General features: G+C 47.1%; 16 protein-coding genes. 9 read left to right on the top strand and 7 right to left on the bottom strand.

The genetic code is table 11. The features are described 5' to 3' along the window. Positions 1-256 precede the first annotated feature (256 nt). Entirely contained in the window at positions 257-2,281 is a 2,025-nt protein-coding gene (gene metG / locus F0U83_RS11260) for a methionine--tRNA ligase (RefSeq protein WP_138987112.1), read from the bottom strand. Positions 2,282-2,440: 159 nt separating this feature from the next. Here metG and F0U83_RS11255 point away from each other — a divergent pair, with 159 nt between their 5' ends. From F0U83_RS11255 to F0U83_RS11220, 8 genes are all read left to right on the top strand, one after another. Then, positions 2,441-3,679: an HDOD domain-containing protein gene (locus F0U83_RS11255; protein ID WP_138987113.1), complete on the top strand. Its 1,239-nt coding sequence runs from the start codon at positions 2,441-2,443 to the stop codon at positions 3,677-3,679. Between the two features lie 145 nt (positions 3,680-3,824). Continuing rightward, positions 3,825-4,913, top strand: a complete 1,089-nt coding sequence (gene trmA / locus F0U83_RS11250; protein WP_138987114.1) for a tRNA (uridine(54)-C5)-methyltransferase TrmA — start codon at positions 3,825-3,827, stop codon at positions 4,911-4,913. A 101-nt stretch (positions 4,914-5,014) separates the two neighbouring features. Further along, positions 5,015-5,632, top strand: coding sequence for a TetR/AcrR family transcriptional regulator (locus F0U83_RS11245; protein ID WP_138987115.1), 618 nt, complete (start codon positions 5,015-5,017; stop codon positions 5,630-5,632). Beyond that, a complete protein-coding gene (locus tag F0U83_RS11240) occupies positions 5,626-9,102 on the top strand; it encodes an acyl-[ACP]--phospholipid O-acyltransferase (protein ID WP_138987116.1) in 3,477 nt (1,158 codons plus the stop codon). The genes F0U83_RS11245 and F0U83_RS11240 overlap by 7 nt, the downstream gene beginning before the upstream one ends. Before the next feature lie 109 nt (positions 9,103-9,211). Then, positions 9,212-10,051, top strand: a complete 840-nt coding sequence (apbC, locus tag F0U83_RS11235) for an iron-sulfur cluster carrier protein ApbC (protein ID WP_138987117.1) — start codon at positions 9,212-9,214, stop codon at positions 10,049-10,051. A 103-nt stretch (positions 10,052-10,154) separates the two neighbouring features. Beyond that, positions 10,155-10,721, top strand: coding sequence for a dCTP deaminase (gene dcd, locus F0U83_RS11230; RefSeq protein WP_138987118.1), 567 nt, complete (start codon positions 10,155-10,157; stop codon positions 10,719-10,721). Then, positions 10,721-11,359, top strand: coding sequence for a hypothetical protein (locus F0U83_RS11225; protein WP_138987119.1), 639 nt, complete (start codon positions 10,721-10,723; stop codon positions 11,357-11,359). Before dcd ends, F0U83_RS11225 begins: the two co-directional genes overlap by 1 nt. A 100-nt stretch (positions 11,360-11,459) precedes the next feature. Next, positions 11,460-12,260 (top strand): hypothetical protein, encoded by an 801-nt coding sequence (locus F0U83_RS11220; protein WP_138987120.1) that lies wholly within the window; start codon positions 11,460-11,462, stop codon positions 12,258-12,260. 81 nt (positions 12,261-12,341) lie between these two features. On the opposite strand, the gene F0U83_RS11215 is transcribed toward F0U83_RS11220, so the two are convergent. The 5 genes from F0U83_RS11215 to F0U83_RS11195 all read right to left on the bottom strand — a co-directional run bounded on the left by F0U83_RS11215 (position 12,342) and on the right by F0U83_RS11195 (position 19,785). Beyond that, positions 12,342-13,640 carry a TolC family outer membrane protein gene (locus F0U83_RS11215; RefSeq protein WP_138987121.1) on the bottom strand — a complete coding sequence of 433 codons (1,299 nt, stop codon included), beginning with the start codon at positions 13,638-13,640 and terminating at the stop codon, positions 12,342-12,344. Beyond that, the gene (locus tag F0U83_RS11210; RefSeq protein ID WP_138987122.1) at positions 13,637-16,717 is read right to left on the bottom strand and encodes an efflux RND transporter permease subunit; all 3,081 of its coding nucleotides are present in this window, start codon (positions 16,715-16,717) and stop codon (positions 13,637-13,639) included. The genes F0U83_RS11215 and F0U83_RS11210 overlap by 4 nt, the downstream gene beginning before the upstream one ends. Before the next feature lie 7 nt (positions 16,718-16,724). Continuing rightward, entirely contained in the window at positions 16,725-17,789 is a 1,065-nt protein-coding gene (locus F0U83_RS11205; protein WP_138987123.1) for an efflux RND transporter periplasmic adaptor subunit, read from the bottom strand. Then, positions 17,779-18,402, bottom strand: a complete 624-nt coding sequence (locus F0U83_RS11200; protein ID WP_138987124.1) for a TetR/AcrR family transcriptional regulator — start codon at positions 18,400-18,402, stop codon at positions 17,779-17,781. The genes F0U83_RS11205 and F0U83_RS11200 overlap by 11 nt, the downstream gene beginning before the upstream one ends. 195 nt (positions 18,403-18,597) lie before the next feature. Then, positions 18,598-19,785, bottom strand: a complete 1,188-nt coding sequence (locus tag F0U83_RS11195) for a pyridoxal phosphate-dependent aminotransferase (protein ID WP_138987125.1) — start codon at positions 19,783-19,785, stop codon at positions 18,598-18,600. A gap of 230 nt (positions 19,786-20,015) precedes the next feature. Here F0U83_RS11195 and uvrB point away from each other — a divergent pair, with 230 nt between their 5' ends. Continuing rightward, positions 20,016-22,031, top strand: a complete 2,016-nt coding sequence (gene uvrB / locus F0U83_RS11190; RefSeq protein ID WP_138987126.1) for an excinuclease ABC subunit UvrB — start codon at positions 20,016-20,018, stop codon at positions 22,029-22,031. On the opposite strand, the gene F0U83_RS11185 is transcribed toward uvrB, so the two are convergent. Beyond that, positions 22,032-22,478, bottom strand: coding sequence for a hypothetical protein (locus tag F0U83_RS11185; protein WP_138987127.1), 447 nt, complete (start codon positions 22,476-22,478; stop codon positions 22,032-22,034). Positions 22,479-22,527 lie beyond the last annotated feature (49 nt).

The raw sequence follows: 22,527 nt of genomic DNA, 5'->3' as shown, positions 1-22,527 counted from the left end.
TTATTTTCGGCTTTTTCTTCACTGCTGACGATCAAATCAGCATGTATAAGATACTAAACAAGGTTTCCAAAAATGCACGTTAATTTCAATGTTGAAACTACGTAGGGGAAATTGCCTATTAAGTATCTCGTTGATATACAAGAAGAGTAGTAAAAGTTGACTTCAAGTACAAGTTTGGTGCGTCACCGCCCGACACTGGTGCAGTTAAAACGAAAAAAGGCCCACTAGGGGCCTCTTATTTTTGCAAACGTCGCGGTTATTTAATCCGCATTCCGGGCTGGGCACCTTCATGTGGTTCCAGAATCCAGATATCTTCACCACCCGGGCCGGCTGCTAGTACCATACCTTCGGAAACACCAAATTTCATTTTGCGTGGTGCGAGGTTGGCGACCATCACTGTATGCTTACCGACAAGCTCTTCTGGCGCGTAAGCTGACTTGATGCCTGCAAAGACATTGCGGGTCTCGCCTCCTAGATCCAGTGTTAACTGAAGTAGCTTGTCGGCACCTTTAACATGCTCTGCTGCGGCAATTTTGACAACACGTAGATCCACTTTCGCAAATTCATCAAAGTTGATGGTGTCTGCGATTGGTTCCTCTGTAAGCGGTGTCGAGATAACGGGCGCTGTCGAAGCCATTGTTGCTTTGCTGTCTTCGATCATGGCGTTGACTTTATCCTCTTCGACACGTTGCATCAGGGGCTTAAATTTATTGATGCGGTGGTCAAGCAGAGGAGACTTAATGTCGTCCCAATTCAATGTCTCTAAGTTGAGGAAGGCTTTCACATCTTCAGCAACTTGTGGGAGTACCGGGGCCAAATAGGTACAGATCACGCGGAACAGGTTGATACCGATAGAGCAGCAATCCTGAACTTCTTGCTCTTTACCTTCTTGCTTTGCCAGTACCCAAGGTTCAGCGGTGTCGATGAATTGGTTGGCTTTATCGGCGATCGCCATAATTTCGCGCATCGCTTTGCTGTATTCACGGCTTTCATAGGCTGCGGCGATGGCGTCGCCCGCTTCGACAGCTTCTTGGTAAAGCTCAGCATTAACTAAAGTGTCTGATAACTGACCATCAGATAACTTTTTGATGAAGCCTGCGCAACGTGAAGCGATATTGACCACTTTGTTAACGAGATCGGCGTTCACGCGTAAGCGGAAGTCTTCTAAGTTGAGGTCGATATCGTCGATACCTGAGCCAAGCTTCGCCGCAAAATAATAGCGTAAATATTCGGGGCGAAGGTGGTTAAGGTAGGTTTCGGCCATAATAAAGGTGCCGCGGGACTTGGACATTTTTTGTCCATCAACCGTTAGGAAGCCGTGACAGAATACCCCATTGGGTTTGCGGAATCCTGCGCCTTCGAGCATGGCTGGCCAGAAGAGGGTATGGAAGTACGCAATATCTTTGCCAATGAAGTGGTACAGCTCGGTATCTGAGGACTCATTCCAATACTCATCGAAATCGACACCGTTTTTTTCACACCAGTTTTTAAAGCTGGCCATGTAGCCGATAGGTGCGTCCAGCCATACGTAGAAGAATTTGCCCGGTGCATCTGGGATTTCAAATCCCCAGTAGGGTGCATCGCGGGAAATGTCCCAGTTTTGTAGGCCGGATTCAAACCACTCATTGAGTTTATGAATCATTTGCGCTTGCACATGGTTATCGACCCAATTGCGCAAGAAGTCCTCAAAGTCACCCAATTTAAAGAAGTAGTGCTCCGACTCCTTCTCAATGGGTTTTGCGCCAGAAACTGCTGAGTAAGCATTTTTTAGCTCTACAGGGCTATAGGTTGCGCCACATTTTTCACAAGAGTCGCCATATTGATCCTGAGCACCACATTTAGGGCAGTCACCTTTGACGAAACGATCCGGTAAGAACATCTCTTTCTCTGGGTCGTATGCCTGTGTGATCGTTTTGCGGGCAATATGGCCCTTATCGCGCAAGCGTGTGTAGATCAACGATGCAAAGTGCTTGTTTTCTTCGGAATGGGTAGAGTAGTAGTTATCAAAACCCACCATGAAGCCAGAAAAATCCCGCTGGTGCTCTTGGCTGACTTGGTCAATCAGAACTTGAGGCGAGATGCCCATCTGATCTGCTTTTAGCATGATAGGCGTACCGTGGGCATCATCTGCGCAAACATAGGTGCATTGATGACCGCGTTGTTTCTGAAACCTGACCCAGATATCTGTTTGGATATATTCGACTAAATGGCCGAGGTGAATCGGGCCATTGGCATAGGGTAGGGCGCTCGTAACTAGAATTTTTCGCTGATTTTCTGACATGATTACAAATAACGGCATTAGTGAGTAAGAATGAGTCTAGTTTACGGTGTTAAGCAAGGTTAATGAACATAATTCACATAAAATTAGTGGACAGTTCCCATTGGATTGACTAAAAGTTGTACTATAGTGAAGTTTATATTCTGTTAAGGGGGCTCAGTCATGGATGCCAAAGCGAAGCTCGCACTACATGAAAAAAGCATACTGGTTTGCCGCTCGGCTTCCATCAGGGACGAGGTTATCAATACCGTTGCCGATCTTAATCACTGGTTTGTGGAGCGAATAGACGACGAAACAGCGCTGGTGGAGCGAGTACAGTCCTATCGCTATGATGTTTTGATCGTCGGTATTTCTGATAACCCGGACCGTACGTTGTCTGTCCTTTCTAAAATGGTTGAGCTGAGCCCGGATACTATTCGGATTGTGGTTGCGGGAGGTTTATCTCCCTCTCATGCGGCACGTGTTTCTGAGCTGTCACACTCCTCATTACCTGAAGAGTGTTCAGACATTCAAATCTCTATCGCTGTAGAGCAGGCTTTAAAGGTTGGCGGGCTGATTAAAAAGCCCGAGATAAAAGCATTTATTGGTAGCGTAGAGCGGCTACCTTCGTTGCCTGATATTTATGAAGAACTCAATCTTGCATTGGTTTCTGGTAAGGCGAGTGCTCGGGATATTGCAAAAATTGTTGAGCGCGACCCTGTGATGTCAGCAAAGGTGCTGCAGTTAGTTAACTCCGCTTTTTTTGGCCTTGAGCGTCATATCTATCGTTTGAACGAAGCCGTAACTATTTTAGGGGTGAGGTTAATTCGAGATTTGACCTTATCCTCTCACCTGTTTGAGGCGTTTCCGCAAAGCGCTGAGTGGACAAGTTTCTCTTTTGCTCAGATTCATAATCGTTCCATGTTAGTCGCTCGTTTTGCTCAGGATATCTGTCGTAGTGTAAAAGCAGACCGACATATTCAAGGACAGGCATTCTTAGCAGGCCTTCTTCACGACTTCGGTATGATCGTCTTAGCGGCCAACGACCCGGGTGAATACCGAGAGGTGTTGAATAAAGCCGCTGAACTGAATCAGCCGCTTTATGTGGTGGAGAAAATGACCTTGGGTGTTTCCCACGCCGAGGCCGGTGCTTATCTGCTGGGGTTATGGAATCTCCCACCAAAAGTCATTGAAGCCGTGTTATTCCATCATTTCCCAAGTAGTTGTCCGGCGGATGACTTCCAACCACTCACTGCTGTGCATGTGGCCGATGCTTTGCTGCCTTCGGTTGATAACGTGATGGGTTGCTCAATCTCCAGTGCACTGTCGTTAAAGTACATTGAGCGTGCAGGTTTTAAAGAACATCTTAAACAGTGGGAGATGATGGCAAGTGAGTACAGTCAGCGGATAGCTTCTCATTAGTCATTTGTTCATTTTATTCACCCATTTTTAAAAGAGGCGTTAGCCTCTTTTTTGTTTACATTGACCTGATGGGTTGGGCTGATAAAATGCGCCGCTCAGTATTTATCCAGCGTTAGTGAACGATCATAAGACTTCGAGGTTTTCAATGGCACTACCCAATATCCAGCCAGAACGTTATGAACAGCTTTTGGCTGATAAAGTCGCCGGAGTAAAAGCGCAATTTGTTGACTTTACTCTGCCGGATATTGAGGTATTTGATTCTCCTAAAACTCATTATCGTTTAAGAGCTGAGTTTAGGGTCTGGCACGATGGCGATGATCTTTACTATGTCATGTTCGAGCCGGGTGATAATCGTAACCCGGTCAGACTAGACGAATGTGAAATGGTCTCTCCTCGGATTCGTGAAGTGATGTTCGAGCTACTTGACCTTATTCGAGAGAATCCAGCCCTGCGTTTTAAATTATTCCAGGTCGATTTTTTGAGCACGTTATCCGGTGAACTGCTTGTCAGCATGCTATATCACCGCCCTATTGATGAGACATGGGCAGAAGAGGTTCAGGTGCTGCGGCGTCAATTTAATATTGATATCGTGGGGCGCTCGCGAGGCAAGAAATTGATCGTTGAGCGGGATTTTGTGATAGAGAAGCTAACGATTAATGACCGAGTGTTTGAGTATAAGCAGGTTGAAAATAGCTTTACGCAACCGAATGGGGAAGTTTGTAAAAAGATGATTGGGTGGGCGTTGGATGTCACTCAAAACTCGGAAGGTGACTTGGTGGAGTTCTATTGCGGTAATGGTAATTTCACCCTTCCGTTGGCACAGAACTTTCGACGTGTGGTTGCCACCGAAATATCAAAAACCTCGGTGCGTGCGGCAGAATATAATATTGAGGTGAATGGTATTCAGAACCTAGATGTTTTGAGGATGCCTTCAGAAGATCTGACGCTGGTTCTGCAGGGCAAGAAAGAAACACGCAAAGTGGCGGGCTTAGCATTGGAAACGTGCCAGTTCTCTACTGTACTGGTTGACCCGCCGCGCTCTGGTTTGGATGATGAGACAGTGCAGCAGGTCTGCGCCTATGATCATATCGTCTATATCAGTTGTAACCCCGACACCCTATTGGAAAACCTTCATACTATTACAAAAACACACAAAATTGAGCGTTTTGCAGTGTTTGATCAGTTCCCTTATACCCACCATCTTGAGTGCGGTGTCTATCTAACGAAGTACTAGTTTCTTCATGTAAAGCCTAATAGTGGGTTTTATTAGTTGATAATTGAACGGTGTTTAATTATATTGTTTTAAACGATGTTTAATTGCATGGAAGTTTTATTATGGCTAGACGAAATGATCATACCCGAGAAGAGTTGCGGGCGTTGGCATTAGCTGCAGCAGAAGACATTATTTCAACGCAAGGTCTATCTGGGCTATCTGCCAGAAAGGTCGCTGCAAATATAGGTTATTCGGCTGGCTCCTTGTATCAGGTTTTTAGAAATATTGACGATCTTTGCTGGCAGATCAATGAAAGAACGTTGGCGCAGCTATTATTAGTTTTGCAAGAGAGAGCCCCTCTTGCCGCACGGTTTCGTCTTGCTGCTTATGCATCGGATTATTTGGCTTTTGCTCGACAATATCCGCAAAAGTGGGCTTTGCTTTTTGAGCATCGAAGTTCTGGAGATCAACAGGTTCCCGAACACTTGCAGAATCAAATAACTAGGCTTTTCCAATATGTTGAAAAATCATTACACGAATTGAACCCACGCTATAAAGCCGAAGAGGTTGAGATTGCGGCAAGAGCGCTTTGGAGCGGTGTTCAAGGTGTTACCGTCTTGATGATGAATGATAAGCTGTTTGTAAAACAATCTGCGGGCGAGGAGTTAATGTTGAGTTGTTTAATTGATAATTTCTTGTGCGGTTGGTGTGGTGAGTCCAAGGAGCAGGCAGCATGTTAAGTTTATTGAAAATACGTGGATTCTTGGCGTTTGTTGCGGTGGCTTTCATCAATGCCTTTGTCGATCTTGGTCATAAAATTATTGTCCAAAATACGCTATTTAAATCGTACGATGGACCCGAGCAGGTTATCTTAACGGCTATTGTTAATGGCTTGATTTTACTGCCCTTTATTCTACTTTTATCCCCAGCGGGTTTTATCTCCGACCGCTTTGCTAAACCCGCAGTTATGCGCTGGTCTGCCCGTTTGGCTGTGCTAATAACCTTGATGATTACGTTGAGTTATTACCAAGGTTGGTTTGAAGTAGCGTTTGCGATGACCTTTGTGTTGGCGGTACAGAGTGCGATCTATTCTCCGGCCAAATATGGTTATATTCGGGATCTGGTAGGCACTGATAACTTAAGCGAAGGGAATGGCTGGGTACAGTCAGCAACGATGGTCGCTATTTTATCGGGTATTGTTGCTTTCTCGTTAATGTTCGAGTCAATGCTAAGCGCTACGGACGTATCAGCCATGGCCCCCTCGCTGATTTTACAGCAAATAGCGCCACTAGGTTGGTTGTTAGTCATAGGCGCTGTTGTAGAAGCAATTTTTGCGCAGCGCTTGCCAGAGTTAGCCCCTGCCCATCAGGAAAAAGTATCTTTTGATTGGCAGGCGTATCGAAAGGCAGGGCTACTACGTGGCAACCTACGGGTTATCTGGAAGCGTCGCCCGATACGCCAATCGATCTTTGGTTTGGCAGTCTTCTGGACGATTAGTCAGGTGATGTTGGCGGTTTTCCCTTCCTTTGCCGAAAGCACGCTTGGGGAAAGTAATACTTTTGTTATCCAAGGTGCGATGGCTCTGGCAGGGGTGGGGATTATGGTCGGTTCTATGTTGGCTGGCCGTTTATCCCGCCACCATATCAATACAGGGCTGATACCGTTAGGCGCCATTGGTGTAGCGCTTGGTTTATTTTGGCTGCCTCAGATCCCTTCGTTGTTTTGGTCTGCGGCTGATTTCTTTCTGATTGGCCTAAGTGGTGCGCTCATGACCATCCCACTTAATGCGCTGATTCAGTTTCATGCACCAGACGATAAGTTAGGTAAAGTGCTGGCCGGGAATAACTTTATCCAAAATATCGCCATGATCACGGGGCTGTTGCTCACCGTTGTGTTTTCGATGTTATCTCTGAATGAAACCTGGTTGCTTTATGGCTTAGTGGGCATTGCGGTGATAGGGGCCGTACAGGCGATACGAACGCTTCCTGAAGCGATGATTAGAGTCATTGTCGCTTGGGTTATGAAGCGCAAATATAACCTACAAGTATTGGGCTTTGAGCATATCCCACCAGAAGGTAAAGGAGCTCTACTCCTTGGCAACCATATCAGTTGGCTGGATTGGGCGATGATTCAGATGGCGTGCCCTCGGCATATCCATTTTGTGATGGAACGCTCCATCTATGAGCGTTGGTATTTAAAGTGGTTTCTTGATCTATTTGGCGTGATTCCGATTGCAGGTGGCAAAAGCCGTCAAGCACTTGAGCGGGTTAATGAATTACTAAGGGGAGGAGCGGTGGTTTGTCTTTTTCCTGAAGGTGCGATTAGCCAAACAGGTCAACTAGGTGAGTTTAAACGAGGTTTTGAGCGTGCCGCAGCAGATAGTGGTGCAGAGATTATTCCTTTCTACCTTCGCGGCCTATGGGGGAGTCGCTTCTCTCGGTCAGGTACTCGATTACAAGCGAATACTGCCACGGGTATCAAGCGAGATGTGATCGTTGCCTTTGGGGAGCCGCTAGGCTGCTCTGCTGACGCCGCAACGGTGAAGCAGCATGTGTTTGAACTATCCATTACGGCTTGGGAACGCTACACCGATTCGTTACCGTGCTTAGATGCAGCGTTTATCAGAGCGATGAAGTCTGCATCAGGTGATTGGGCGATAGCGGATGTTGAGGGTGATCCTGTGGGGCATCACCGTTTATTGACGGCTGTATTACTTTTTAGAAAACGGATGCGGCGTTTATCTGGACAGAATATCGGTTTATTACTGCCGACATCTTCGGGTGGGGCGATCGCTAACCTGGCGGTACTGATGGCAGGGAAAACGGTCGTCAATCTTAACTATACAGCATCTCCTGAGGCACTGACTTCTGCGGCTAAGCAAGCACAGATAGCGTCTATTGTGACATCTAGGCTGTTTATTACCCGCTTAAAAGCGCGGGGAATTGACCTTAGTGGCCTGTTGGAAGGAGTCGACATCCTTTATTTGGAAGATGTTCGGGATGCAATCGGCCAATTTGAGCGCCTATCAACGTTACTGGTGGTCAAGGCTTTACCGAGTATCGTGCTACAAGCTTTGTATTGTCGATCTGCTCATTTAGATGATACGGCGGCGATCCTGTTCTCATCTGGCAGTGAGGGTGCGCCCAAAGGTGTTATGTTGAGCCATCGCAATATGATGGCTAATCTCAAGCAGATTTCAGATGTGCTCAACATGCAGGAAGATGACACGATTATGGCGAGCCTTCCTTTATTTCATGCCTTTGGTTTGACGGTGACATGCTATCTGCCTCTAATTGAAGGGGTGCCTGTTGTTTGTCATCCCGATCCTACCGATGCGCTTGCCATTGGTAAGGGCGTGGCTAGATACCGGGCTACGGTTTTGTGTGCTACGGCTACTTTTCTGAGGCTCTATACCAAAAATCGTAAGTTAGTCCCTATGATGTTTAGTAGCTTACGTATTGTGGTAGCGGGTGCAGAAAAGTTGCAGGCCGATATTCGGGAACAGTTTGAGCAACGTTTCCGCTTGCCTGTGCTTGAAGGCTATGGCTGTACCGAAACCACCCCTGTTGCCAGTGTGAACATCCCGGACTTTCTGAATACTCAATGGTGGACGGTCCAGACGGGTAATAAACCCGGAACGGTCGGCATGGCCTTACCTGGGACTATGTTCAGGATAGTGGACCCTACAACGTTGGAACGTCTGCCCACAGGTGAAGCTGGTTTAGTCTTAATAGGCGGTACCCAGATTATGAAAGGCTATCTGGATAACCCTAAAAAAACCGCCGAAGTAATCACAGAGATAGACGGTGTGCGTTGGTATAAAAGTGGTGATAAGGGTTGGTTAGACGAAGATGGGTTTTTAACCATTGTTGATCGATATAGCCGCTTTGCCAAGCTGGGTGGGGAGATGGTGAGTTTATCGGAAGTTGAGTCTTGCGCTCGCTCGGTCTTGTCGCTAGATGATCGGCCTCTGGTGGCTGTGAATCTGCCAGATAGTAAGAAAGGGGAGAAAATTATCCTACTCATTGAAGGAGAAGAGCCTGAAGAGCTTCAAGATCCGCGTCGGATGCTGCTTGATAAAGGTATCCCGCCTTTAATTATACCGGCGAACGTGTGTTGGGTTGAGCAAATCCCCGTGTTGGGAAGCGGTAAAACAGATTTTGGTGCATCCAAACAGTTAGCATCTAGCTTACTAGACGTGCAGGTTTAATTGGCACAAGGGCAGAACGATGACATAATAGCTGACAAGTTTACTTGGTTATTGCGCTATCTGTTTATTAGCGAATGCCCACACAACCAACCACTGATTGGAGAAAACTATGCAGTCACCGGCTCAAACATCGAGTCTTGCAGGGGTGAAACATGTCATCGCTGTTGCCTCAGGTAAAGGGGGAGTGGGGAAATCTACGACAACTGTGAATTTGGCTTTAGCTCTGGCCGCAGAGGGTGCGCGGGTCGGTGTACTCGATGCTGATATTTATGGCCCAAGTCAGGGCATGATGCTAGGGATTAAATCGGGCACCCGTCCTGAGCCTGTGGGCGAGAACGGGATGCGACCGATTGACGTATTAGGCTTACAGGCTATGTCTATCAGTCTGCTGATTGATGATACGACACCTATGGTATGGCGTGGTCCCATGGCGAGTGGTGCACTACAGCAGCTCATTACTCAAACGCAATGGGACAATCTTGACTATTTGATGATCGATATGCCGCCTGGCACAGGAGATATTCAGCTGACGCTATCACAAAAAGTAGCGGTGGATGGGGCTGTTATCGTGACAACGCCTCAGGATATTGCTCTGTTAGATGCTAAGCGTGGAATTGAGATGTTCCGTAAAGTCGGCATTCCGGTTTTAGGCGTAGTGGAAAATATGAGTACGCATATCTGTAGCCAGTGTGGTCATGAAGAGCACATCTTTGGTGAAGGTGGCGGTGAGCGTATTTCCCGTGACTACGAGACGCAACTATTGGGCGCTTTGCCCCTGTCCTTAAGAATTCGGGAAGAAGCTGATTCTGGTTTGCCAACGGTTGCCGCCGATCCACAAGGTGAGATCAGCTCCATTTATCGGGGTATAGCGCAACAATTGATGGACAAGCTAGCTGCTGCGGATGACAGCGCTAGAAAAGGGCCACTGATCAGTATTGTAGAAGACTAATCTTGTCACCAAACACCGCATTTAATCCTTAGATAAATGCGGTTTTTTTCTTTAGAAAACGCTATAATGCTGCCCTTTGAAATTTATATCTGCGGAAGGTGTGATGGGCATTAAATCAGATCGCTGGATTCGTCGTATGGCGCAAGAACATGACATGATCTCGCCGTTTGAAGCGAATCAGGTACGTAACACGGACAGAGGCGCCATCGTCTCTTATGGTACCTCAAGCTATGGTTATGATGTCCGCTGTGCTGATGAGTTTAAGATATTTACGAATATCAACTCTTCGATTGTCGATCCTAAGGACTTCGATGACGGAAGCTTCGTGGATGTGAAGTCGGATGTTTGTATTATTCCGCCGAACTCATTTGCTCTAGCACGTACTGTTGAATACTTCAAAATTCCCCGTGATGTTTTGACTATCTGTTTGGGCAAAAGCACCTATGCTCGTTGCGGTATTATTGTGAATGTCACACCGTTAGAACCCGAGTGGGAAGGGCATGTTACCTTAGAGTTCTCTAATACGACGCCGTTGCCTGCTAAAATCTATGCCAATGAAGGTGTCGCTCAGATGCTGTTTTTAGGCGCAGATGAAGTGTGTGAAACATCATATAAAGACCGTAATGGCAAATACCAAGGCCAGACTGGCGTTGTTGTTCCGCGTACATAATGATGCATCAAGAGAGAATACAGGCTTTTTGGCAGCGTGTAGAGCTGACGATTGATCAGTTGCTTCACAGCCGACAGGATAATCAGTTCGATGCTGATGCGCTGCTATCCGAGTATCGGGAAACCTTGCAGAGCATTGATGAGAACCTGACATTTCATTTTGAAAAAGATGAAGATGAAGGGCCGATTGAAATGATTTTCGGTTGCGATGGCTATCCTGAGTCTATTCACTCTGTTTTAACACTTGTCGGTGCAGCGCCTGACCTTAGCGGCATTCGTTTTAAAGCGTTTAATCATCGTTACGATCCTATTCCACATTTTATTAATGTGGCTGACGAAGTGTGTGAAATCGCTGATTTCTGGTATTCATTACGTTCTGTAGAAAACAAACTGCATTTGGCCATTTATATGGAAGATGCGCCGTCCTTGTTGGATATCGACCCACGTGTAGAGGCGGTGATGATCTTTCTGGATGCGCTGATTGGCGAGTATGAGTTAATGACCCGCGTCTGGTCATTAGATTGGTTTGAAATGCCTGCTGACCCTGTAGATTTTGGTTTAAAACCGTTGGTTGAACTACGGGAAGGGTTTGATCTTCTTAAACATGCTGTTTCACCTATTGGTATCACGGTCCATTAGTACAAACATGTACGAGTGGAACTGACTGTAATCTTCTTAACATCCTACCGCTTGCATGCTTCAATATTGCCGTAGGCATAATCTTTTTGGGTAACTGTGAATGAGTCCGACGCTATCAGACATTCTTGTGTCATTGAAGAGCGAATATCAGCAACGCATGGAGGCGAACCACTATCAGCTTCCTTTTCTGACGGCAGAAACGCTTTGTCATGAAAAGCTGTACCTAGAAACCGACCTGTTATCTCGAATTATCGACGAAGATCCAACCCTTTTGGCGGCTCGTGCCAGCGATTTAATCGCAGATACCAACGAGCAGCAAAACCCATCAGTTGGTGCGATTATATCAAGTAATATTGTGATGGCGGCGCTTGAAAACTTACTGGCAATTGCGGTTGAAAGTGGTTGGTTAGATGTTGATGATGAGGGTCATATCCTAGTGGATGAGAAAGAGCTTGATCCCCAGCGCGAATATCCTGTGACAGCAAACTATAGCCAATCAGAGCTGGCGCAAGCCAATTTATCAAAAAGAACTACCAGTCTGTTAACAAAAATTTTTCAAGCAGCAGAGCAAGAATATCTGGATCAACTGGATAGTGAGGCCCACGATGCTTATCAGTTAGCGTTGCAGGTTTCAGGGAACCACGCCATCTTTGCACCAGAAGATATTGCGCCGCTGGTCGCGGAGAATCCGCTTTTGTTAGGGTTACGCTCTGATGATGTATTAGATGAGGAGATGTTCTCTGGAGATCCTCCTGCTGGCATTATTATTAGTGGTCATCTAACGCATATTCTACTGGATCAGTTACTGGAGATTGCCGAGAGCAAGGGCGCTTTAGCGCATGATGGAGAAGGGCATTTGATTCTCCCTGAAGGGGATGATGATAACCCTGTTATTCATTAATATAGAGGGCTCTTAGCCCAGCAAACGCTCATAAAAAAGCCCGGTACACACCGGGCTTTTTTAGACCTAAGGCTTTCTTTATTAAGGTTTAATGAGCCACTCATCCAGCCCGTATAAGTCATCTGGATTAAGCGTGCCTAACTGTTGTTTAAAGGTAAACAGGTTTAATACGTAATCTAGGCGGGCGTTAGCGTAGTCACGTTGTGCAGCGTACAGTGCCTGCTCAGCGGTAAGCACATCCACCACGTTACGAGTGCCAACATTAAAGCCTTCGCTGGTGGCTTCTAATGCGGCTTTGCTTGATACGATGCTTTGCTGGCGTGCTGCAACACTTTGCACATTTGTTTTGATATTGCGCAGCAAGCTACGTGTAGCTTGAGTGACGCCGCGGCGCGCATCATCATAAGTTTGAGTTGAGGCATCCATCTGAGCGTACGCCTGACGGGCTTTGGAGCTGGTAGCTCCTCCCGAAAACAGTGGTACACTCAATGTTAGCCCGACAACTTTTGATGTATTCCAGTCATTGGAACTGGGGGTGCCTTTGTCTCTATCGTAAGTGGCGCTCAGGTCAACGGTTGGGTAATGACCCGATTTGGCGATTTGGGCACTACGGCGAGCCACTTCAATACTCGATTGCGCGAGTTTAAGGCCTAGGTTATCTGTCAGCGCTTTTTCCAGCCACGCATCTGGAGTTGCGGGTTCCACGCCTTCGATGGGATAGTCTTCACTCAGCGAGTCGATCTCTTGAGTAGATAGGCCGGTGAGCCTTTCCAGCGCCTCATAGCTGTTATCTAGTGCACCCTCGGCTTCGATTAAGGCAACACGGGCATTGTCGTAAGAAGCTTGAGCTTCGTGCACATCCGTAATGGCAATCAGGCCGACCTCAAACTGTGCATTAACCTGATCAAGGCGGCGGCGAATCGCTCTTTCCTGTGCTTCAGCAGTTTCGAGGTTGCTTTTGGCGCGCAGAACATTCAGATAAGTCTCAACCGATCTGAGAATGAGGCTCTGCTGTGCCTGATCAAATTGAAGTTGTGCTTGCTCATCCAGTGTTTTGCCCTGTTGATAAGCAAACCATCGTGATGCTGAAAAAACGGGCTGTACCAGACTGACAGAGTAGCCGTGGTTATTAAAGTCCACTTGGTCTGAATCGGTGTAGGTTGTGCCTGCTTGTGCATTAACGCTCGGTAGTAAACCCGCGCGCGCTTGAGGTAGGGCTTCTTTATTTGCACGGAACGTCGCCTCAGCAATTTTTAGCTGCGGATCATTTTGCAGTGCCTGATGGTAAATCTCTTTTAAAGAACCCGCACTTGCCTGAAACGTTACAGCGCAGAGGCTGGTCAGGACGATAGAACGGATAGCATACGGTAGTGGTTTCATTGACTATTCCTTACTGGCTGTAGCGATTCAGCATATTCCTGCTCGACTGTGTTTTCACTGCGTTTCCCTAAGAAACTATAAACTGTGGGTATGACAAACAGCGTCATCAAGGTGCCAAATAGCATCCCCCCAACAATAACCCAACCAATTTGCTCTCGAGACTCCGCTCCGGCACCTGTCGCCCAAGCCAGAGGAAGGGCCCCGAGTACGGTGGCGCCTGTTGTCATCAATATGGGTCGCAAACGCAATGTGGCAGCTTCCATGATAGCATCTTTTACGTTGCTACCTTGCTCTTGCAATTGGTTAGCAAATTCGACAATCAGAATACCATGTTTAGCAATCAGGCCGATGAGTGTAATCAAGCCGATTTGACTGTAGATGTTAAACGAGCCTCCCGTAATAGACAGAGCAAAAAGCGCGCCGAAAATTGCAGGTGGTACTGAAAGCAAAATAATAAACGGATTACGAAAGCTCTCAAACTGCGCGGCCAGTACTAAGAAAATAAAGATCAGCGCCAGTGCAAATGTCATCTGTAGACTGTCGCTGGATTCTTTAAACTCTCGGGATTGTCCGCCGTAGTCGTAGCTTGCTTCTGGCGCTACCTCTTGCAAAGTGGTTTCAAGGAAGCTTAGCGCTTCTCCAATGCTGTAGCCGGGCGCTAGCATCGCTTGTAACTTAACCGCTTTCACTTTATCGAAGTGGTTAAGCTCACGAGGTGCGACTGTCTCCCTGACCGTTGCGACATTTGACAACTGAACCATGTCACCGCTGTCACTTCTGACATACAGGTCAGATAGGTTAGAAGGTGAGCTGCGCTCCTGCTTATCTACCTGCACAATCACATCATACTGATCGCCCTCTTTTTTGAAGCGAGTTACTTCACGGCCCGCAATGTAGCTTTCTAGCGTTCGGCCGATCCGTTCCACTGGGACACCAATATCGGAGGCTTTACTACGATCTATATCAATTTGAAGCTCAGGCTTATTCAGTTTGAGATCTGTATCCGGCTGAACAAACATTGGGTTTTGATAAACCTGCGCCATGACTTTATCGGTAATGACTTTTAGGTCGTCATAGGTGCCATTCGACTTGATAATAAACTCCACAGGGCGCGAGATGATACTCTGGCCTAGTGAAGGTAGATTCATGGCAAAGGTCATATTTCCGGTAACGCCACCAAATAGCTGTGGCGTTAACTCCGCCGCAATTTGCTGTTGCTTGCGTTCACGTTCATCCCAGGGTTTGAGACCGAGGAAGGCGAGAGAGTTGGTTTCAGAAGGGAAACCCACCACAGTAAAGTAACGGTTATGCTCTGGTACATTGGCGATAATACGCTCAACTCCTTTGGAGTAGCGATTGACGTAATCTACCGAAGAGCCATCGGGGTTAATCGAGAAGCTCATAATGGTGCCTCGGTCCTCAACGGGAGCCAGCTCTTTGGGTAGTTTGTCGTAGAAGTACCAAGAGCCTGCCGCACTGCCTACCATGATAATCAGAGCCAATAGGCCGTTACGTAGCAGTTTGTTTAGCAGGAATTGATAGGCTGATGTGATGCTATTGAGCATGTTCTCGATGAGATTAAAGAGCCATGAGTGCTTTTTCTCATGGCGTAACATTTTAGAACTCATCATGGGGGATAGCGTCAGCGCAATAAAACCTGAAATCAATACGGCACCCGCCAGTGTTAAAGCAAACTCGGTAAACAGTTTACCTGTTCTGCCAGGGGTTAAGGCCACAGGTACATAAACCGCAACCAGTGTTAAAGTGGTCGCTACAATGGCAAAGCCTACTTCTCGGCTACCGACAAAGGCCGCTTTTACCGGGGAAAGCCCATCCTCCACGTGGCGATAGATGTTCTCCAGCATAACGATCGCATCATCAACAACCAAACCAATCGCTAATACCATAGCCAGTAGGGTTAGGGTGTTTACTGAGTAATCGAGCAGATACATAATCGCAAAACCGCCGATCAGCGATAATGGAATCGTAACGACAGGGATCAATGTGGCCCGAAGGTTTCTTAAAAAGAAAAAGATAACCAAAACAACCAGAATACCGGCTTCTGCCAAGGTTTTGAAAACAGAGTCGATAGAGGCTTGAATAAAGATAGAAGAGTCATATGCCACGTTGACCTGCATCCCTTCGGGCAGGATTGTTTTGATACGCTCTATCTCCGCTTTGATCCCGTTGGATACATCCAGCGGGTTTGCCGTGGATTGTTTAACAACCCCCATCGCGACGGCATTTTTACCGTTATAGCGACCAATGATTCGTTCGGATTCGGGTGCGATTTCAATACGCGCAACATCACGAATGCGAATAGGGTAACTATCGTCATTACGTACGATAACGCTACCAAATTCATCCGTTGTATTCAGATCAGTATTTGTCAGCACGCTGAACTCGCGCTGGCCGCTTTCGATTCGACCTGCGGGTACCTCAATGTTTTGGGCGCGTAGGGCGCTTTCGACATCGTTCGGTGTTAATCCATAAGAAGTTAAACGGTCGGCATCAAGCCAGATTCTCATCGCATAACGGCGTTCACCCGCAATCATAATGCTGGCAACCCCTGAAACCGTTTGTAGAGGGTCTTTTACGCGTTTATCTGCAAAAGCGGAGACTTCTAATGGCGAATGTCGATCAGAAGAGAATGCCAGCCAGATAATTGGCTGGGCATCGGCCTCGGATTTAGCGACGATAGGCTCGTTGATATCATCGGGTAATGCACCACGAACACGGCCTACGCGATCACGTACATCACTGGCAGCTGCATCAGGATCGCGATCCAGTTTAAAATTGATCGTTATCTGGCTTTTTTCAGAGCGGCTGATAGACGACATGAAGTCGACCCCTTCAATCCCTGATAGCGAGTCTTCGATGATCTGGGTGACTTGGGTTTCGATAATAGACGCACTTGCACCTGGATAGCCTGTCTCAACAGTGATGACAGGTACATCTATTTTTGGGTATTCACGCACGGTCAGGCGGTCATAAGCGATGATGCCGATTAATAGCAGCATCAGGCTCATCACGGTGGCCAATACGGGGCGGCGAATACTGAGATCAGAAAGTACCATACTTTAATTAACCTTCCTGTTTTGCGTCAGCCGTTTGAGGCTGAGGGAAAATGGGGGTGATGGGCATACCGGGGCGTAGCTTTATATGGCCCGCTGTGACGATAACATCATCTGCATTAAGGCCGCTGAGTATCTGGACTTGATTATTTTTTCGATCCCCTAACGTAACCGGAACCATACCAACGGTATTTTTCTCATCCACTTTCATGACAAGAAAGGTGTTGTTGTTAGGGATGATGGCTTCTTCGGGAATCAGTAAAGCCTGATCATTTTTGCCAATCTGCACGCGGATGTTGGCAAATAGGCCCGGGCGCAGTAATCCATCAGGATTCTGCACACGGGCTTTAACCCGAACACTATGGCTGCGGGGGTCTACCAAGGGAGAGATGGCAAAAACTTCACCTGTAAAGTTTGTATCAGGATAGGCGGCGACAGAGAGCTGAACCTGCTGCCCATTACTGATTTGACTCAGAAACGTTTCTGGGAGGTTAAACTCTACCTTCATTTCGTCAATATCGGCCAGAGAAACCAACGCCTCACCCGACGTGACATAGTCACCAGCGCTCACATTACGCAGACCCAACACCCCACGAAAGGGTGCCTTGATTGTCATTTTGTTAAGCAGAACTTTGGCAACTTCCAGCTGTGCTTCATCCACACGCAGTTGGGCGAGGGCGTTATCACGATCATTGGCTGAACCAACCCGTTTCTTTAACAACTGATCGGCGCGTTGATACTCATTCTGACTGAGGCGAACACGGGCCTGCGCTTGAGCGACTTCCGCCTTATAAGAGTCAGCGTTTAATTCAAATAATGTCGCGCCTTTTTCTACCTTCTGCCCCTCAGTAAACAGAATCTGTGTAACCAGACCGCTTTGCTCTGGCCGTATAACGACCTGCTCGGATGCCTCCAACGTGCCCACGGCATTCAGCTCATTAACGAGTATGCTGGTTTGTACTTTTACCACCTCAGCGGGTAGACCTTGGGGCTTTTTATCCTCAGCTGCCTGCGAGGTTAAACTGGTTGAGAGTAATATTAGGCCAAGGCTTAATGTTCTCATATTAGGTTGCATCCGCAGTCTCCTTGTATTGAGGCGGTAAAATCGTATTCCAATAAAGTTCGATAATATCTGTGAGAGGCTGGGTAGAGCGCTCTACCTTCATACGAAGCAAAGCACCTTGCCAACCATCCCAAAAGAGTTTTGCCAGCGTTAGCGCATCAAGGTCGGTACGCACATCGCCCTCTTGCTGGCACACAATGAGATCATCTTCTATTGACTTGATCACCTCTTGAGTTGCGTTATAGATTGCCAAGCGAAAGGGCTCTGATGCGTTGCCCACTTCTCCTGCAAAGTTGGCAAGCAAGCAACCTACGTGATCTCTATCCTCTTTAAAGCAGAGAACTTCACGTTCCAACAGTAAGCGGATACGTTCAAAAAGGGAGCCTTCGAGCTTATCGAACTCAGTTTGCCAACGATCAAACTCCAACGCGTGATAATGCTCGATAATCTCAACAGCAAATTGCTCTTTACTGCCAAAAAAATTGTAAAAAGAACCCTTAGGGACTTGGCACACCTTAAGGATCTGCGTCAATCCTGTGGCGTGATAACCCTGTTCAATAAAAAGCTCTAAGCCCTTTTCGAGAATCTTTTCCCGGCTGTGCTCGGGATGTCTACCTTGTACCATTATTAACTAGACCGGTCGTTCTAAAATTATTGCCTATTCTATGGATAGCATAAAGAACTGCAAGTAAAGAAGTGTTAAGGATTGTTCTATTTAAGAAACAAACTGTTTCGAGAGGGGATAACAATACCAACTTCTAAACACAAAAAACCGGGCATTGCCCGGTTTTAGATAGAAGGTGTTTCCAGAAAAGACTACTTAGCTTTGTAGTGCTTTTTTGATGCGGCTTAGGGCGTCTTCTAATACGGATAACCCAGTAGCGAAGGATAGGCGCATGTTGCCTGGTGCGCCAAACGCAGAACCAGGAACAAGAGCAACGCCAGCTTCATTCAGTAAGAATTCTGCAAGGGCGATGTCATCTTCAAAGCGTGGGTCATTATCAATAAGCTGTTGGAAGCTTGGGAACGCATAGAAGGTACCATCAGCAGGGATGCAGTCTACGCCATCAATCTCATTAAGGGCGGCGACAACAAATTCGTGGCGTTCCTTAAAGGCGACGACCATTTTCTCCACACACTCATTGCCACCTTCCAGTGCTGCCTGAGCGGCTACTTGGGAGATAGATGTAGGGTTGGAGGTACTTTGCGACTGTACTTTTTTCATCGCGCCAATCAGTTTGGCAGGGCCTGCGGCATAGCCTATACGCCAGCCTGTCATGGAGTAGGCTTTGGAAACACCGTTGAGTACGATCGTGCGATCGTATAGTTCTGGGCAAGCATTCAAAATGTTGCAAAACGGCAGATCGTTAAAGCGGATATGTTCATACATATCGTCTGTTGCGATCAGAATGTTGGGGAATTTTTTCAGTACTTCGCCCAGTGCGGCTAGCTCTTCTAGCGAGTAAGCAACGCCGGTTGGGTTGGATGGGCTGTTAAGTACCACAAGGCGTGTTTTGTGAGTGATCGCTTCTTCCAGCTGAGCTGGTGTCATTTTAAAGCGCTGTGCTTGTGTTGTCGTAACGATAACAGGCTTGCCGTCGGCAACCAGTACCATATCCGGGTAAGAAACCCAGTAAGGAGCAGGGATGATCACTTCATCGCCAGGGTTTAGCAATGCTAGCGACAGGTTAAAGAAGCTCTGTTTACCACCACATGAGACAAGAATTTGGTTGGCTTCATAATCTAGGCCGTTTTCTGTCTTGAATTTGTTAATAATCGCTTTTTTCAAACCGGGGGTGCCATCAACAGCGGTGTATTTGGTGAAACCGTTGTCTAAAGCATGAATAGCGGCATCTTTAATATGCTCAGGGGTGTCGAAGTCAGGTTCACCTGCACCCAAGCCAATAATATCTTTACCCGCTGCGCGAAGTTCTGCTGCACGATTGGTGACAGCTAAAGTAGGCGAGGGTTTGATGCTGTTTACGCGGTCTGAAAGTTGAACGTCCAATTCATAGTCCTCTATGAAGAAAAATTAAGTAAAGACGCTAGATTTAAGCGGGGAAATTATAACGGAATCATTTTCGTTGAGACATCATTAAATAGGTGAAATCCGGCCCTGCATCAAAAAAAACGGTTGCAAAAATTGAGATCAGTTTGGGCAAGGGGCAAGACGTGCTTCAGAAGACGTCGTATACTCATCCGCTTGCTTTAATTTTTAGACCAGGTGTTAGTTTGACAATGAAACAGCGTTTTCGTGTGCATTCCCATTTCAAACCGGCAGGTGATCAGCCGAGCGCCATCAAGGGGTTGGTTGAAGGGATTAATGCCGGATTGGCCGCGCAAACCTTACTTGGAGTAACAGGCTCGGGTAAAACCTTTACGATTGCCAATGTGATTGCAGAGGTACAGCGCCCGACCATCATTTTGGCGCATAACAAAACGTTGGCTGCCCAGTTATACGGTGAGTTCAAGGAGTTCTTTCCGGATAATGCGGTAGAGTATTTCGTATCCTACTATGACTATTATCAGCCGGAGGCGTATGTGCCTTCCTCTGATACCTTCATCGAGAAAGATGCCTCCATCAATGAGCATATTGAGCAGATGCGCTTGTCAGCCACTAAAGCGCTGTTGGAGCGAGAAGACGCTATCATCGTTGCTACGGTATCCTCTATTTATGGCTTAGGGGACCCTCAATCTTACTTGTCGATGATGCTGCACTTGGACCGAGGTGAGCAGGCCGATCAGCGACAAATTCTACGTCGTTTGGCGGAGTTGCAATACACCCGTAATGATGTCGAACTGCACCGAGGTACGTACCGTGTCCGAGGAGATGTGATTGACGTCTTTCCGGCTGAGTCGGAGCGCGAAGCGGTCAGAATCGAGCTGTTTGATGACGAAGTCGAAAGTTTAAGTTACTTCGATCCGCTAACCGGTGAAGTGCTACGTAAAGTCCCGCGTACGACGATCTATCCTAAAACTCACTATGTCACACCCAAAGATATTTTGATGAATGCGGTTACGCAGATCAAAGAGGAGCTGCACGAGCGCTTGGCTCAACTAAAAGAAGCCAACAAACTGGTTGAATTACAGCGCTTAGAGCAGCGTACTTTGTACGATATGGAGATGATTACGGAACTGGGTTATTGCTCGGGGATTGAAAACTACTCCCGTTACCTGTCAGGTCGTGAGCCTGGTGGTGCCCCCCCCACACTGTTTGATTATCTCCCTGATGATGCCTTGGTGGTGATTGATGAGTCTCATGTAACGATTCCTCAGTTGGGAGCCATGTATAAAGGGGACCGTTCTCGAAAAGAGACGCTAGTGGAGTATGGCTTTCGTTTACCTTCTGCCTTAGATAACCGACCCCTTAAGTTTGAAGAGTGGGAGAAACTCGCCCCTCAAATGATCTTCGTATCAGCAACCCCTAGCAAGTATGAAGCGGCTAATGCGGGGCAGATAGTTGAGCAGGTGGTACGCCCAACGGGGTTAATCGATCCTATAGTGGAGGTGCGCCCTGCCACTACACAGGTAGATGACCTATTAGGTGAAATCAACAAAGTCGTGGCTGATAAATGCCGGGTTGTGGTTACAGTGCTTACCAAGCGGATGGCAGAAGATTTAACGGAGTATTTAGCAGAACATAATGTACGGGTGCGCTACCTGCATTCGGATATTGACACCGTAGAGCGTGTAGAAATTATCCGCGATTTAAGAATCGGTGAGTTTGATGTGTTGGTGGGTATCAACTTGCTTCGAGAAGGGATCGATATGCCAGAAGTCGGGCTGGTCACCATTCTGGATGCAGATAAAGAGGGTTTCTTACGTTCAGATACTGCTTTGATTCAGACGATTGGTCGAGCGGCGCGTAATATTAATGGTCGGGCAATTCTCTATGCTGATCGCATCACAGGCTCTATGGAGAGAGCGATGGCCGAAACGGAGCGTCGACGCGAGAAGCAGGTAGCTCATAATGAGGCTCATGGAATTACGCCTAAGGGTATTACCAAGTCGGTTGCCGATATTATGGAAGGGGCATCGACGATTCCTGGCCGAAAAGCGGCAAGAACTGCTAAAAAAGTGGCTGAGCAAACAGGTGACTTGCATATCGACCCAAGTACGCTGTCGTCTAAGCAACTGGTCAAAGCGATGGGACAATTGGAAGATAAAATGTATGAAGCGGCTAAAAATCTGGAGTTTGAATTAGCAGCACGCTATCGCGATGAACTTGAGAAACTAAAACACGCGGCAATATAGCTAGGGGTGAGTGTGGCTATCTAATGTGGGGAAGTCTTTTGCATAGCGCAGAATCCACTCACTGGCGGCATCTTCTTGGCTAAGGTGTCGTCCTTCTCGTTGTTCTACCTCTTTACGGTATTGCTCTATGTGGCAGACTTGCTCAATCATTCTGACGGCATAGGCGGTATCAGGATCATCAAAAACCAGACCTGTTCGAAAGCGGCCATCGCGTTCAGGAATACACCACGCAACATGACCTGAAGCAATAAAATCAGTCTCGGTTAAGCGAATGCGAATCTCAAGCGCAGTACCAATCGCATAAAAGTGATCAGTATAAAGGCTTACGCCAATATTGCCGGATGAACTCTCGGTATTATGGGAAAAAGCAGACCTAGAACAGAGTGAAATCTGAGTAGGAATCTCACTGGGGTGACGAATATAACCTTGCGTTAAATCAGAAGCCATTTGCGTTACCTGTACGCTGACTATATGAAAAGTATAGCCAATCAATTGC

The sequence above is a fragment of the Neptunomonas concharum genome (genome assembly GCF_008630635.1).
GTDB classification, from domain to species: domain Bacteria; phylum Pseudomonadota; class Gammaproteobacteria; order Pseudomonadales; family Balneatricaceae; genus Neptunomonas; species Neptunomonas concharum.
This window is presented reverse-complemented; position numbering and strand designations above follow the sequence as displayed.